Genomic DNA, 13,087 nt, shown 5'->3' with positions numbered 1-13,087 from the left:
GCCGTGCTCGAAGAGGTGGTCGCAATCATCGGCATCTTCTACGGCGGGCGAGACTACGAATCGATACTCGCTGAGAACGGAGGATAGCTCGGTTCCGGTCTCCAAAACGTTTCGAGCAGACTACCCGAGCGACTGCGGTTCATCCTTCATCCCGCTGCCGGCGATCAGCCCGCCGGAAACCGAGCGCCATGGCGACGAACAGGTCCCAGACGAGCACGAGGGTGAACATCCACCCGCCGTAGAGCACGAGCGCAGCCGGGCTCGCGGTGGTCACCGCAGAGGCGAGGCTGACGTAGAACAGCGCGTTCTTGGGGTTGAGCAGACCGGAGGCGAGGCCCAGGCCGAGGTTGCGCGTCCACGTGGTCCGGGCGGCCCGGTGCACCTCGGCCGGGTCGAGTGCTGTGCGGGAGCGCAGGAACACGATCCCGATGTGCACGAGGAAGATCCCCCCTGTTGCCTGGATGACGTGGAGCACCGCATCGTTCGTGATGAGCGCCATGCCGGAGAAGGCCGCGGCGATGATGAGGCCGTTGGCCAGGGCGACGGCGAGGAACTGCTCCACGGGACCTCCGGGGCTCGACGATGATCTGCATCGAGCATGGCCGGAGCAGTGAGGCGCGGTCTTGTACGAAGTTGCAGGTGTGCCGGGCGCGGCGGTCAGCCGCGGTAGGCACCGGGCAGTGCGGCCACGTGGGCCCGGAACACCCGGTGGAAGTGGCTCTGGTCGACGAACCCCAGGGCGATCGCGGTTTCCACGACAGAGGTTCCGGCGCGCAGCATCTCCCGGCCGCGGATGACCCGGTCATTCTGCCGCCAGGCCAGCGGCGAGGAGCTCGGAGTGATCGTCCGGGACGAGCGCGGCGAGCCAGGCCTCATCGGCGTGGATCATCCGGTACTCCCAGCGACCGCCGTCGGGGTTGCACGCGTGGACGAAGCCCGCGGGGATGAGGATGACGTCCCCGGGCACCAGGCGGACCGGGTCACCAACCGCGCCGGAGAACAGCGTCGATCCGCTGTCGATGATCCCGACGGAGAACCGCTCGTGCGTGCCGATCGCCTGGGGTGCGGCGGCGGTGTTCGGCGCCACCTACATCGGTCTCACCGGGATCCTGCTGATCTGGAGGACCCAGGTGCACCCGCGCTCCCCCGCCACCGGCGTCGGCCTCGCCTTCCTCGTCCTCGCCCTCGGGCAGGCGGCAGGAGCACCGTTGGTCGGGTCGCTGTCGACAGCCATCGGTCCGCCGCTCGCCTTCGCCGCCGCTGCGCTCGTCGGTGTCGCCGGAGCGTTCGTCCGACCGGCACGGCGCTGCTCCCGCGCCCTCACAGCACGAGCCGGCCGCCCATGATCACGGTCCGGTCGGGCGGCAGGTGGAACGCCGTCGTCCGGTCCGCGGCGGTCCCGGCGAGCCAGAGGAACACCGCGGTGCGCCACCGGCGCCACGAGGGCGGATGAGCTGTGGTCAGGCGCACGATGGAGAGGAAGTACCGGGCGCGGTGCACGTCGAGATCGAGGTCCGGGACCAGAGCCTGCGCCCGCGCCAGCGCCCGGGGCACGTCCTGCGGGTCCATGAAACCGACCCGGCAGATGACGTGGATGAACCCCGGGTGTGGCAGCCGCTCCACCACGACGCGCTCGGCGTGCCTGATGTGCGGCACGTCGGCGTTGACGACGGTCATGATGACGTTCTGCGCGTGGAGCACCCGGTTGAACGTCACCGTGTCGCGCAGCGGCAGCGGGGTCGTCGCGGGATCCTGGTGGAGGAACACCGCGACCCCCGGCACGCGGTCCGCCTGTGCGTCGGTGCCGGAGAGGAACGCGTCGAGGGGCGATTCGAGCCGGGCGCGGCCGGCCGCCGCGCGCGCCGCTCCCCACCGCCACGTCGCCATTACGGTGACGAGCACGATCGCGATCGTCACCGGCAGCCAGCCGCCGTGGAGCAGCTTGGTGAGGTTCGCCGCGAGGAGCACGAGCTCGACTCCCATGACGAGCACGAGGAACACCACGAGCTGCCACCAGGCCGCACCCAGGACCCGACGGGCGAACACCGTGAACAGCACGGAGGTCAGCACGAGCGTGCCGGTCACCGCCAGCCCGTAGGCCGCGGCGAGGGCCACGGAGGAGCGGAAGAGCGCGATGAGGACGAGGACTCCGGCGAAGAGCACCCAGTTGACCGAGCCGATGTAGATCTGCCCGCCCTCCCGCCGCGAGGTGTGCCTGATGGTCAGGCGCGGCAGGATCCCCAGGCGGGCAGCCTGGCGGGACACGGAGAATGCCCCGGAGATCACGGCCTGCGAGGCGATGACGGTCGCGAGCGCGGCGAGGCCGACGAGCGGCAGCGTCGCCCAGGTCGGGGCGAGGCGGAAGAACGGGTTGTCGATCGCGGTCGGATCGCCCAGGATCACGGCGACCTGCCCCAGGTAGTTGAGCGTGAGCGTCGGGAACACGAGACCGAACCACGCCAGCCGGATGGGCCGGGGGCCGACGTGTCCCATGTCGGCGTAGAGCGCCTCGGCACCGGTGATGACGAGCACCACCGCACCCATCGCGATGAACGCCACGCCGGGGCGCTCGACGGCGAAGACGATCGCGTGGTGAGGCAGCAGCGCGCCGAGGATCTCCGGGGTGCCGAGGATGTGCGGCACCCCGAGCACGGCGAGCGTGAGGAACCAGACCACCGTGATCGGCCCGTAGAGGTGGCCGACGGCGGTCGTGCCGAACCGCTGCACCCAGAAGACCACGGCGAGCAGCCCCACCGACAGCGGCAGCACCCACCCGGACAGCCCGTGCCGCACCACCGCGAGGCCCTCGAAGGCCGACATCACGGAGATCGCCGGGGTGATGAGCGAGTCGCCGTAGAACAGGGCGGCACCGACCATGCCGAGGATCAGCGCGGTGCCGGTGAGCCTGCCGCGCTCCCCTAGCCTGCGCAGGATGAGGGCGACGAGCGCGAGGATCCCGCCTTCGCCGTCGTTGTCGGCGCGCATGACGAGGGCGATGTACTTGACGGAGACGATGACGGTGATGACCCAGAACACCATCGAGATGATGCCGAACACGTCGCCGCGCGTGGGTGCGACGGAGTTGTGGTCGACGCTGAACACCGCCTGCAGCGAGTACAGCGGGCTGGTGCCGATGTCGCCGAACACGATGCCGAGTGCGCTGAGGGCGAGCGGACCGCGGGCCGCATGGTGAGCCCGCGGCGCCTCGGGCCCGGTTCCAGCGGGTCCGGACCCCTGCGGGGGCGGATCTGCGGGCGGGTCGAGCGGGGCGTCGGACGCCATGGACTCATGGTCCCACGGATCGCCCTTCCCGGCGGATGAAGATGCCGCCCCGGCACTCCGGCGGCTGGATTCCGCCAAGGAACGCCAGCGCCGCCGGTGAGGGGTTGAAGCCGCTCCAGGCGAGGTACTCGATGCGGGTGGGCCCGCCGGCGACGGTGACCGTGCTCAGCCCCGGGTCCTCGGGCACCACCGCGGGCGGAAGCAGGGTGACGACGAGGTCTTCGCGGACGAGGTCGAGGATGAGCTCGGCGCTCATCGCCTCGAACGCGACCTCGCGGCGCAGACCGGCGGCCCGGAACGCGAGGTCGGACTGGGTGCGCCCGGGCGTGCCCTGCGCGAAGTCGACGAACGCCTCTCCGGCGAGGTCGGCGAGCTCGATGCGCTTCCGCCCGGCAAGCCGGTGATGGGAGGACACGACGGCGACGTGACGCTGCCGTGCGAGCACCCGGGAGGCGACTCCCTGCGGCGGCCCGGTGTCAGGCAGGCCGAGCACCGCGACGTCCATCCGTCCGTCCGCGATGGCGGAGGCGAACGTGTCGCTGCCGCCGCCGCGCAGCGTGATCCGTACCTCGGGGTGCGCCCGGTGGAAGGCGCCGAGCGTCGCGGCGATGTCGAGCGCGGTGACGGTGGGGATCACCCCGAGGGTCAGGGTGCCGCTGATGCGTCCGATCGCGGCGGCGGAATCGGCCACCGCGCGCTCGGCGGCCTCGAGGCTCGCCCGCGCCTGCGGGAGGAACGCTCGGCCGGCGGGCGTGGGCTCGACCCGGCGGCTCGACCGGGCGAACAGGGTGACGCCGAGCTCGTGCTCGAGCGCCTTGATCTGGTGGCTGAGCGCGGACTGCACGACGAAGCAGCGTTCGGCCGCCCGGGTGAAGCTGCGCTCCTCGGCGACAGCGACGACGTACCGCATCTGCTGGAGCTCCATCCATCCATGATGGCTGTTCATCCTTAGCATGACAACAATGTGTTGGACTCATCCTCGGGGGAGGTCCGACGATGGACGCATGACACCGACCCCGCCCCGCTCCACCGCTCCGGCAGCCGACCTGACCGGAAGCACCCGCGCGGGCTGGACGGCGCTCGCCGCACTCGCCCCGGCGGTCTGGGGAACGACGTACATCGTCACCACGCACCTGCTGCCCGAGGGCCACCCGCTGTTCGCCGCGCTCATGCGCTCGCTCCCCGCCGGCCTCCTCGCGGTGCTGCTGGTCGGGCAGCTGCCGCACGGCACGTGGTGGTGGAAGAGCCTGGTCCTCGGCACGCTCAACATGGGCGCGTTCTTCCCCCTCCTGTTCCTCTCCGCGCAGCTCCTGCCCGGCGGGGTCGCCGCCACGCTCGGTGCCACCCAGCCGCTCGTCGTCGCGTTCCTCGCCGTCGCGATCCTCCACGAACGGCTCTCCGCGTGGCGCGTGACCTGGGGAATCATCGGCGTCGTGGGCATCGGCCTCGTCGTCCTCGGGCCCACCGCCGCGCTGAGTCCGCTCGGCGTGCTCGCCGGGATGGCCGGGGCCGTGTCGATGGGCACCGGAGTCGTGCTCACCAAGCGCTGGGGCCGCCCACCCGGGGTGTCCTCGCTCGGCCTTGCCAGCTGGCAGCTCACCGCCGGCGGGCTCGTGCTGCTCGTCCCGGCACTCGTCATCGACGGGGTGCCCGCCGGCATCGATGCCCCGGCGGTCGCGGGGTACCTGTGGCTGGGGCTCGTCGGCGCGCTCCTGACGTACACCCTGTGGTTCTCCGGCATCCGGCGCCTGCCCGTCACCGCGACCGCGCTCCTCGGCCTCCTCTCCCCGCTCGTCGCCGCTGTCCTCGGCGCAGCGATCGCCGGCGAGGCCCTCGCCCCGGTCCAGCTGGCAGGATTCGCCGTCGCACTCACCGCGATGGTCGCCGGTCAGCTCCCCTCACCCACCCGTTCGAACCCGACACCCGACATCCCACAGAAGGAGACTCGACCATCATGAGAATCGCCGTATTCGGCGCCACCGGCATGGTCGGCAGCGCCACCGTCGCCGAGGCGCTCAGCCGCAGCCATTCCGTCCTCGCCCTCTCCCGCCGGCCGGGCGCGGAGCCGGACCGGCCGGGGTGCGAATCCCGTGCCGTCGACATCGCCGACCACGCGGCGGTCAAGGCAGTGCTCGCCGAGGTCGACGCCGCGGTGCTCGCCATCCGGCTGCCACCCGGGGAGGAGTCCGCCGTCGCCGGGCTCACCCGCGGGGTGCTCGATGCCGCGGAGCGGTCCGGCACCCGGGTCCTCATCGTCGGCGGCTCCGCGCCGCTGCGCTCCCCGGGAGATCCCGGGCGCCTCCTCATCGACGACCCGGAACACGTGCCCGAGGCGTGGCGGGCGGTCGCCGCGGCGAGTCTGGCGCAGTACCGCGTATGCCGGAGGCATGCCTTCACCGGGTGGACCTATCTCAGCCCGCCGGCCGTGCTCGAGCCCGGTGCGCGCACCGGCGTGTACCGGCGCGGGACCACGACGCTGCTCACCGACGCGCACGGGCGCTCGCGCATCACGGCCCCGGACCTCGCGATCGCCGTGGTCAACGAGCTCGAGCACCCCGGGGAGGACCGGCACTTCACGGTCGCGGCAGGCTGACCCCGGTAGGGCGCTCGAGGGCGGCGCACAGCTCGTCCTGGAACTGCTCGTCTTGGACCGTCGGATGCGGCTCCTCGATCCGCTGGTGGCGCCAATAGCCTCCGGAGTCGCGTGCCGCGGGGTCGTCCGTGGCCGCGAGCCACGCCTGGGTCACGTGTCCGAGCGCCAGATCGTCGGTCGCGGACGGCCCGCCCATCTTCGTCGGCACCCATCCGGGATCCACGGCGTGGGAGATGACGTCGGGCCGGCGCCGCGCGACGGCCGCCATGAGAGCGGTGACGAGCAGCTTGCTGTCGGAGTACGACACCGATTCACCTGGCTGCTCGATTCCGGTGAGCTCAGCCCGGCCGCCTCGGTGCATGCCGCTGCTGAGGTAGATCACCCGCGCGGCCGGGACGAGCGCGGTGAGCAGATAGGGTGCGATGACGTTGGCCGGCAGCACGTCCGGCCCGTCGATGATCCCGGCGTTGTGGATGACGGCGTCGATCGGCCCGAACCGGGATACGTCCTCGGCCAGTGATGCCACCTCGTCGGGGCGGGCGAGGTCGCCGACGATCGCCTCGGCCCCGAGGGAGGTCAGCTCCGCGACGACGGCGAGCCGCTGCGGGCTGCGGGCATGGACGACGACCTCGTGGCCGTCATCGAGGAGTGATGCGGCGCCGGCCCGGCCGAGGCCGTCGGTCGACCCGGTGATGAGGATGCGCATGAACTTCTCCTTCCATCTCATGCGAGCGGTGCGTCGGTCATCGTCCACCGGACTCCGTCCGGTGCCTCGGCGAATGGATCGGATCACCGCGGTAGGACAGCGGAGTGAATCCGAGCACGCGGCGGAAGTCGGTGCTCAGGTGGGCATGGTCGGCGTAGCCGAGCTCCGCGGCGACCCGCGCGATCGACAGCGTCGGGTCCTCGCGGAGTCGCTGCGCGGCCTCCTGGAGCCGGTACCGGCGGATGATGGTCAGCGGCGGCAGTCCGACGTACCGCTGCGCGATCCTCTGCACACCGCGCACGGAGATGCGCAGGCGGACTGCGACCTCGTCGACGCGGACGAGGGAGCGGTCGGCGGCGATGAGGTCCTCCATCGCGTTGGCGAGGAGACCGCCCTCGTCCGGCGGTGCGAGGTTCTCGCGGAGCCACGCGGTGAACGACTCGGCGGCACGATCACGGTCGTGCTCCTCGCCGCCGTCCTGCATCGCGGTGGTCACCGACCGGTGCAATGCGGGTGCCGCGAAGGGCACCTCGGAGTCGGCGATTGCGCGGGGATCGGGGTGAAGGGCTGCGATCCCGGCCGGCCGCAGCAGCGCCCCGAACGCCCACCCGCTGCCGCTGAGCTCGCGATGGGAGGCCCCCGTGGTGGGCCCGACGAGGGACACTCCGGTGGGATCGACGACGAGGTTCGAGGCAGGGAACGGCAGCAGGTTCTGCCGCGAGCTCTCCCCCGGCGGGAGGTCCCACACCGGGTTCCAGAGCCAGCGGATCCGATCGCTGAGGTCGACGGGAGCCGGGTACCGGTGGAAGCGCGGGAGCGCTGCCGGGTACAGGATCCCCCGCTCATCGCTCGGGTCGGTCATCGCACCGTCCCTCCGGGAAGTCGTCGTGAATCTCCAAGCGTCGACGTCAGGCTCACTCGTACGCTCATTCCATGAACACACATGACACACTCCGTTTCGGAGTCACAGGAGACCACACGACCGACGGAATCCCCCACGGCTCGACGAGCCTCACCCCGTTCCTCGCCATCGAGGGTGCAGGTGATGCACTCGAATTCTATCGCTCGGTGTTCGGCGCCCGCGTCGTCGACGCCACCGAGATGGGCGGCGTCGTCGTCCACGCCGAGCTCGACCTCGGTACCGGCAGGCTCCAGATCGGCGAGCCCAGCCCGGACTACGGCATGGTTCCGGCCCCGGGCGGCGATCGGGCCTGCTATTCGCTGGGACTGTACTGCTCGGACGTCGATGCGGTCGTACAGCGCGCCGAGGAGTCCGGGGCGGTGGTGCGTGAGCCGGTGAGCACCTTCGTCTCCGGCGACCGGTACGCCTCGATCCGGGACCCGTTCGGGGTGCGCTGGTCGATCATGTCCCGGGTGGAGGACCTCTCCGAGGAGGAGAGCAGCCGCCGGATCGCCGCCTGGGCGGCCGAACAGGAGGCGGCCGGCTGACCTTGTGCTGGGGCGGCCGGCTATGCCCTGAGGCATACGCGGAAGATCGGCCCCGAGGGAGACGATCGGGGCGCGGCATTCCGCGAGAGTGGTGGACACGACAACGCTCCAGCGAAAGGAAGCCACCATGTCCACCACGCATCTCACCCCCAGCACCGCCGGCCACCGTGAGCAGGCGGCGACGTCCCGGAACAGTGCGGCGCCTGCACCGCAGGGGTCCGCGACCGGCGGGGGCGTCCTCGCCCTCGTGCTCTCCGGGGTCGCGCTGCTCACCGCACCGGTCCTCCTGCTCCTCCCCTCCATCGGTTTCGCTCCGGCGCTCGCCGCCGCGGCCGGGATCGTCCTCGCCGCCACCGGGCTGCGCGGGGCGACCCACGGCCGAGGTGTCGCCGTCACCGGGCTCGTCGTGTCCACACTGCTGTTCGTGGTCCTGCTGGGTGCCGCGGTCGTGTGGAACCTCGGGGTCGCCGGCCCGGCGATCCGGGACTACGCCGAGCTCCACGAGGCCATCGACCGCGTCCGCTCGATCGTCCTCGGCGCCTGACGCGCGTCGTGGAATCACCGACCGCACAGGGAGAGAGGAGTCGCCATGACCGCGCAGTTCTTCGGGTCGATCCTCGTCGGCCTCATCGTCTCAGCACTGCTGTTCCTGCCGCTGCTCGTGTGGCAGTACCGCCGCTACGGCCGCTTCGATGCGCTGCGGATGCTGTGGACCACCGCCGGGTTCGTCTACGCCACCGCCATCGTCGCGTTCACCGTGTTCCCGCTGCCGGAGTTCACCGACGGCTACTGCGCAGCCCACGGCACGCGGCCGCTGCTCGACCCGCTGCGGTTCCCCCGCGAGCTCGTCGAGCTCGTCCGGTCCCAGGGGCCGCGGGCGGTCATCGGCGATGGGCTCGTGTGGGAGTTCGTGCTCAACATCGTGCTGTTCGTCCCGTTCGGGCTGATCGTGCGCCGCGTCATGGAGTGGCCGCGCGGCACCGTCCTCGCCGCGGCGCTGGGCACCTCGCTCCTCATCGAGCTCACCCAGCTCACCGGCAACTGGGGCCTAGCGCCGTGCGCGTACCGGTTCGCCGACACCACCGACCTCCTCACCAACACCACCGGCGCGGTCGCCGGGCTCGGCCTCGCGGCGATCACCCCGCGGCTCCTGTCCACCAAGGCGCACCTGTTCGCCCACCGGGAGCGGGCGCGTCCGGTGACCCGCGGCCGCCGGGGGCTCGGCATGGTCCTCGACTGCTGGTTCCTCGTACTCGCCGCGGTGCTCGGGGGAACCGCCGGGTCGACGCTCTTCACCCTCGCCCAGAGCGGTCCCGACGGTGCTCTCAGCCCGGAGCAGTACCTCGCGCTCGAGCGGACCATCGTCACCGGCGCGTGGATCGCCGCACTCGGCGTGATCGTCGTGCCGGCAGTCATCGGCACCGGTGCCTCGCTCGGTCAGCGCACCGTCTACCTCGCCCCCGTGGCGAAGAACGGATCGCGGGTGCGGCTCCTCGCCCGCGCGCTCACGGTGCACGGCGCGATGGTCACGGCCCTGTTCTGCGGGTTCCCGTCCGCGCTCCTCGTCCTGCCGCTGGGTGCAGCCGCCCTCCTCGCCGTCGCCGTCGACCCCCGCGGACTCAGCTGCCTGCTCACCGGGTGCCTGCTCCGCGATGCACGGCAGCCCGCCTCGGGCGCGGTGGCGGACGGGCCGGGCACGGGTGCGGCCCCGACGCGGGATCCGGTCGGCGCGACCCGATGAAACCGGGGCGCGACGTCACGTCGGATCCTCTCCTGCCGGCGCTCGACCCCGGCTATGCTCGCCCCATGACGCGACGTGAGACCGATGCCCTCTGGACCCTCGTCCGCGCCGAGCGCGCCGCCCTGCTCAGCGACCTCCAAGGTCTCACCGACGAGCAGTGGCGCAGTCCCAGCCTGTGCGGTGAGTGGGACGTGGAGAATGTCGTCGCCCACCTCACGGCGGCCGCCACGACGACCCGCTTCGGGTGGTTGCGGAGCATGGCGGCGGCCCGCTTCCGGCCGGCGATGCACAACGAGCGCCGGCTGGCCGAGCACCTCGGCGCCACCCCGCAGCAGACCCTCGAGGCGTTCCGGGCCGTCATCGACGCGCGGATCGCGCCGACCTCGGACATCACGGCCTTCCTCGGGGAGGTCGTCGTCCATGCGCAGGACATCCGCGAACCCCTCGGGCTGACGACGACGCCTTCGGCCGAGGCGCTCACGGCGGTCGCGGAGTTCTACGCGGCCAAGGACTTCGCCGTGCCGAGCCACGCCATGGTCGAAGGTCTGCGCCTGCGCGCGAGCGATACCCCGTTCACCCATGGCACCGGACCCGAGGTCGTGGGCCCGCTGCTGTCGCTCGTCATGGCGATGGCGGTGCGCCCGAGCCACCTCGACCGGCTCGACGGCGCGGGTGCAGCGACGCTGCGCCAGCGGGTCGAGGACGAGTAGATCGAGGAGCGGCGGTTGCGCATCTACAGTCGACCGTTCTCAGCGCCACTCATGAGGCGCTGGCGATGAATGACCAGAAGGTGGAACAGACGTGACGGACGACCAGACCTCTCCCCCGCCCGCACGACTGCGGGACCTCTTCTCCTACCTCGCCGAGCACCGCGGCGTACTCATCGTCGTCCTCGTCATCTCCCTGGTCAGTGCCGGACTCAGCCTCGCTCAGCCGGTCATGGTCAACCGGGTCATCGACGGCGTGGGCGCGGGTACGGCGATCGGCGGCACGGTCATCATCCTCGTCGCCCTCGTCGTCGCCGCAGGAATCACCGAAGCCGTGCAGCAGTACCTGCTGGGGCGGACCGCCGAGGGAGTCGTGTTCAGCGCCCGGCGGCGCCTGCTCGGCCGTCTGCTCAGGCTGCCGGTGAAGGAGTACGACACCCGCCGGACCGGAGACCTCGTCTCCCGCGTCGGCTCGGACACGACCATGGTGCGCGAGGCGCTCACCGGCGGTCTGATCGAGGCGGTGAGCGGTGCGCTCGTCTTCGTCGGCGCGCTCATCGCCATGGCTCTGCTAGACCTGACCCTGCTCGGCATCACGGCCGCCGTCGTTCTCGTTGCCGTCCTCTGCGTGACGCTGGTGAGCTCGCGTATCCAGGCACTCACCCTGGAGTCCCAGGAAGCGCTGGGCCGGGTCTCCTCCGGGGTGGAGCGGGCCATCTCCGGGGTGCGCACGATCCGCGCCTCCGGCGCCACGGCGCGGGAGGAGGCCGCTCTGGTCGCCGATGCGGGGGCCGCATATCGCCTCGGGGTCCGGATCGTGCGGATCAGCGCCCTGCTGTGGCCGGTGAGCGGCCTCGCTATCCAGGGGGCGTTCCTCGCGGTGCTCGGCGTCGGCGGCTACCGCGTCGCCTCGGGCACCCTGTCGGTGGCGGATCTCGTCACCTTCATCCTCTTCCTGTTCATGATGCTCATGCCGCTGGGCACCGCGTTCGGGGCGGTCATCACCGTGCGGACCGCGCTCGGCGCTCTCTCCCGCATCGAGGAGGTGCTCGATCTCCCTTCCGAGAGCGACGACGATGCCCCAGCGTTGCGGTCGGCGGACAGAATCGCGCAGCCAGCCTCTGTCAATCAGGTCGAGTTCGACCGCGTCTCGTTCGCCTACCGGGACGGAAAGCCCGTTCTCCGAGAGGCGAGCTTCGCAGTCCCCCACGGTTCGACGACTGCCCTCGTCGGGCCGTCCGGGGCGGGGAAGTCGACGGCCCTGGCGCTCATCGAGCGCTTCTATGATCCGGCCGACGGGTCGATCTCCGTCGACGGGACGGACATCCGCGACATGCCGCGCGCAGAGCTCCGCGCCAGGATCGGCTACGTCGAGCAGAATGCGCCGGTGCTGGCCGGGACTATCCGGGACAACCTCCTCCTCGCCGCCCCCGAGGCGGACGAGGCCCGGTGCCGGCGGGTGCTCGCCGAGGTCAACCTGCTCGACCGCATCGACCAGCACCCGCTGGGCCTCGATGCGGTCGTGGGCGATGACGGGGCGGGTCTGTCCGGCGGGGAGCGCCAGCGGCTGTCGATCGCCCGCGCGCTCATCGCCGACACTCCCCTGCTCCTGCTCGACGAACCGACAGCGAGCCTCGATACGCGGAACGAATCGGCGATGCGCAGCGCCATCGAGTCCGCATCGATCGGACGCACGGTCGTGATCATCGCGCATCGCCTCGCCACCGTCGCGGACGCGGATCAGATCGTCGTGCTCGACGACGGCCGGGTCACCGCCACCGGCACCCATGCCGAGCTCCTCGAGACGAGCGACCTCTACCGCGACCTCGCCCGCCGGCAGCTGCTCGTGCGGTAGCCGACAGCTCACCCACTACGGGAGCAGGACGAGCATCCAGCATCGATCCCGTACTCCAGAGCCGAGGGATGTACTCGCACGCCGACGCCGGGCGTCGCGGATCACTCGGCGCGAGTCCTGCCGTCCAGCTCTGCGCGCGGATACGTGAAAGACTGTTGACCACGCCGCTTCTGCAAGTTATCTTGGAAGGGTGCCGGATGAACCGCTCATCGCTCCGTCCGCACTCAAGCACGGACTGGAAGAAACCGACATTCTCCACGCCTACCGAAACCCCGTCCGAATCTGGGATCTGGGTGACGGGTTCACCATGATCGTCGGCCCCAACCGGGCGGCGATCCTTCTGGAGGTCGGCTACGTCGATGGCGAGCAGATCCACGTCATCGTCCACGCCATGGTTGCCCGCGAGAAGTTCCTGAGGTGATGAATATGCCACGCACGGTCGAGGAGATCCTGGCCCACGCCGAGGAGCTGGCCACCCGGTTCGAGGACTACGAGCCCAACCCCGCCGCCGAACTCGACGCCGACGCAGTCGCGCTGCTCCGCGCTGCCGTCGCCGAACGCTCTGAAGCCGAACGCCACATGGTCGATGCTGTCCGCACCGCCCGAGAGGCCGGCATGCCCTGGTCCACCATCGGTTCCTTCGTCGGCACTTCCGGCGAAGCCGCCCGACAGCGCTACAGCTCGAAGGTCGCCTGACGAACCTGAACGCGGCAGCTGCAACAAGCATCGCCAAGAGTTTCGTGACGAGGTCGGC

The 13,087-nt window shown here is 71.1% G+C and carries 17 protein-coding genes; 10 read left to right on the top strand and 7 right to left on the bottom strand.

What is annotated here, in order from left to right; genetic code table 11:
• Positions 1–139: 139 nt before the first annotated feature.
• The 3 genes from AB0I45_RS06125 to AB0I45_RS06115 form a co-directional block, all read right to left on the bottom strand.
• Positions 140–562 (bottom strand): LysE family transporter, encoded by a 423-nt coding sequence (locus AB0I45_RS06125; protein WP_345030769.1) that lies wholly within the window; start codon positions 560–562, stop codon positions 140–142.
• 95 nt (positions 563–657) lie between these two features.
• Entirely contained in the window at positions 658–780 is a 123-nt protein-coding gene (locus tag AB0I45_RS06120; protein WP_247618665.1) for a helix-turn-helix domain-containing protein, read from the bottom strand.
• A gap of 22 nt (positions 781–802) precedes the next feature.
• Positions 803–1,087: an AraC family ligand binding domain-containing protein gene (locus tag AB0I45_RS06115; RefSeq protein ID WP_345030764.1), complete on the bottom strand. Its 285-nt coding sequence runs from the start codon at positions 1,085–1,087 to the stop codon at positions 803–805.
• Between AB0I45_RS06115 and AB0I45_RS06110 the strand changes: the two genes are divergently transcribed.
• Complete coding sequence (locus AB0I45_RS06110; RefSeq protein ID WP_345030762.1) at positions 1,074–1,346, top strand: hypothetical protein; 273 nt, start codon at positions 1,074–1,076, stop codon at positions 1,344–1,346. The two genes, AB0I45_RS06115 and AB0I45_RS06110, sit on opposite strands and share 14 nt — an antisense overlap.
• Here the strand turns inward: AB0I45_RS06110 and AB0I45_RS06105 are convergent.
• Both AB0I45_RS06105 and AB0I45_RS06100 read right to left on the bottom strand, forming a co-directional pair.
• Positions 1,321–3,282, bottom strand: a complete 1,962-nt coding sequence (locus tag AB0I45_RS06105) for a KUP/HAK/KT family potassium transporter (RefSeq protein WP_345030760.1) — start codon at positions 3,280–3,282, stop codon at positions 1,321–1,323. The two genes, AB0I45_RS06110 and AB0I45_RS06105, sit on opposite strands and share 26 nt — an antisense overlap.
• Before the next feature lie 4 nt (positions 3,283–3,286).
• Positions 3,287–4,207, bottom strand: a complete 921-nt coding sequence (locus AB0I45_RS06100) for a LysR family transcriptional regulator (RefSeq protein ID WP_345030758.1) — start codon at positions 4,205–4,207, stop codon at positions 3,287–3,289.
• 79 nt (positions 4,208–4,286) lie between these two features.
• Here AB0I45_RS06100 and AB0I45_RS06095 point away from each other — a divergent pair, with 79 nt between their 5' ends.
• Together AB0I45_RS06095 and AB0I45_RS06090 are read left to right on the top strand one after the other, a co-directional pair.
• Positions 4,287–5,240 carry an EamA family transporter gene (locus AB0I45_RS06095; protein WP_137319528.1) on the top strand — a complete coding sequence of 318 codons (954 nt, stop codon included), beginning with the start codon at positions 4,287–4,289 and terminating at the stop codon, positions 5,238–5,240.
• Entirely contained in the window at positions 5,237–5,875 is a 639-nt protein-coding gene (locus AB0I45_RS06090; RefSeq protein WP_137319527.1) for an NAD(P)H-binding protein, read from the top strand. The genes AB0I45_RS06095 and AB0I45_RS06090 overlap by 4 nt, the downstream gene beginning before the upstream one ends.
• Here AB0I45_RS06090 and AB0I45_RS06085 read toward each other — a convergent pair.
• Entirely contained in the window at positions 5,856–6,581 is a 726-nt protein-coding gene (locus AB0I45_RS06085; RefSeq protein WP_137319526.1) for an SDR family NAD(P)-dependent oxidoreductase, read from the bottom strand. The genes AB0I45_RS06090 and AB0I45_RS06085 overlap by 20 nt on opposite strands.
• Before the next feature lie 37 nt (positions 6,582–6,618).
• Positions 6,619–7,443: a helix-turn-helix domain-containing protein gene (locus tag AB0I45_RS06080; RefSeq protein ID WP_137319525.1), complete on the bottom strand. Its 825-nt coding sequence runs from the start codon at positions 7,441–7,443 to the stop codon at positions 6,619–6,621.
• 71 nt (positions 7,444–7,514) lie between these two features.
• On the opposite strand from AB0I45_RS06080, the gene AB0I45_RS06075 reads away from it, so the two are divergent.
• The 7 genes from AB0I45_RS06075 (at position 7,515) to AB0I45_RS06045 (ending at position 13,029) form a co-directional block, all read left to right on the top strand.
• Positions 7,515–8,030 carry a VOC family protein gene (locus AB0I45_RS06075; protein ID WP_137319524.1) on the top strand — a complete coding sequence of 172 codons (516 nt, stop codon included), beginning with the start codon at positions 7,515–7,517 and terminating at the stop codon, positions 8,028–8,030.
• A gap of 127 nt (positions 8,031–8,157) precedes the next feature.
• On the top strand, positions 8,158–8,574 hold the full coding sequence (locus AB0I45_RS06070) for a hypothetical protein (protein WP_137319523.1): 417 nt from the start codon (positions 8,158–8,160) through the stop codon (positions 8,572–8,574).
• A 45-nt stretch (positions 8,575–8,619) separates the two neighbouring features.
• Entirely contained in the window at positions 8,620–9,771 is a 1,152-nt protein-coding gene (locus AB0I45_RS06065; protein ID WP_137319522.1) for a VanZ family protein, read from the top strand.
• A 65-nt stretch (positions 9,772–9,836) separates the two neighbouring features.
• A complete protein-coding gene (locus AB0I45_RS06060; protein ID WP_137319521.1) occupies positions 9,837–10,481 on the top strand; it encodes a maleylpyruvate isomerase family mycothiol-dependent enzyme in 645 nt (214 codons plus the stop codon).
• Between the two features lie 91 nt (positions 10,482–10,572).
• On the top strand, positions 10,573–12,333 hold the full coding sequence (locus AB0I45_RS06055; protein ID WP_345030751.1) for an ABC transporter ATP-binding protein: 1,761 nt from the start codon (positions 10,573–10,575) through the stop codon (positions 12,331–12,333).
• 190 nt (positions 12,334–12,523) lie between these two features.
• Positions 12,524–12,754, top strand: coding sequence for a hypothetical protein (locus tag AB0I45_RS06050; RefSeq protein WP_345030749.1), 231 nt, complete (start codon positions 12,524–12,526; stop codon positions 12,752–12,754).
• Positions 12,755–12,759: 5 nt separating this feature from the next.
• Positions 12,760–13,029: a hypothetical protein gene (locus AB0I45_RS06045; protein ID WP_247618675.1), complete on the top strand. Its 270-nt coding sequence runs from the start codon at positions 12,760–12,762 to the stop codon at positions 13,027–13,029.
• Positions 13,030–13,087 lie beyond the last annotated feature (58 nt).

The sequence above is a fragment of the Brevibacterium sp. NPDC049920 genome (assembly GCF_040656435.1).
GTDB lineage: Bacteria > Actinomycetota > Actinomycetes > Actinomycetales > Brevibacteriaceae > Brevibacterium > Brevibacterium pityocampae.
The sequence above is the reverse complement of the archived record's forward strand: the minus strand, read 5'-3'. Positions and strand labels throughout refer to the sequence as shown.

Excerpts from the sequence above, each read along its gene's own strand:
- AB0I45_RS06120 (WP_247618665.1), bottom strand. The coding sequence starts at position 780 with ATGCTGCGCGCCGGAACCTCTGTCGTGGAAACCGCGATCGCCCTGGGG.
- AB0I45_RS06105 (WP_345030760.1), bottom strand. The coding sequence starts at position 3,282 with ATGGCGTCCGACGCCCCGCTCGACCCGCCCGCAGATCCGCCCCCGCAG.
- AB0I45_RS06100 (WP_345030758.1), bottom strand. The coding sequence starts at position 4,207 with ATGGAGCTCCAGCAGATGCGGTACGTCGTCGCTGTCGCCGAGGAGCGC.
- AB0I45_RS06095 (WP_137319528.1), top strand. The coding sequence starts at position 4,287 with ATGACACCGACCCCGCCCCGCTCCACCGCTCCGGCAGCCGACCTGACC.
- AB0I45_RS06090 (WP_137319527.1), top strand. The coding sequence starts at position 5,237 with ATGAGAATCGCCGTATTCGGCGCCACCGGCATGGTCGGCAGCGCCACC.
- AB0I45_RS06085 (WP_137319526.1), bottom strand. The coding sequence starts at position 6,581 with ATGCGCATCCTCATCACCGGGTCGACCGACGGCCTCGGCCGGGCCGGC.
- AB0I45_RS06080 (WP_137319525.1), bottom strand. The coding sequence starts at position 7,443 with ATGACCGACCCGAGCGATGAGCGGGGGATCCTGTACCCGGCAGCGCTC.
- AB0I45_RS06075 (WP_137319524.1), top strand. The coding sequence starts at position 7,515 with ATGAACACACATGACACACTCCGTTTCGGAGTCACAGGAGACCACACG.
- AB0I45_RS06070 (WP_137319523.1), top strand. The coding sequence starts at position 8,158 with ATGTCCACCACGCATCTCACCCCCAGCACCGCCGGCCACCGTGAGCAG.
- AB0I45_RS06065 (WP_137319522.1), top strand. The coding sequence starts at position 8,620 with ATGACCGCGCAGTTCTTCGGGTCGATCCTCGTCGGCCTCATCGTCTCA.
- AB0I45_RS06060 (WP_137319521.1), top strand. The coding sequence starts at position 9,837 with ATGACGCGACGTGAGACCGATGCCCTCTGGACCCTCGTCCGCGCCGAG.
- AB0I45_RS06045 (WP_247618675.1), top strand. The coding sequence starts at position 12,760 with ATGCCACGCACGGTCGAGGAGATCCTGGCCCACGCCGAGGAGCTGGCC.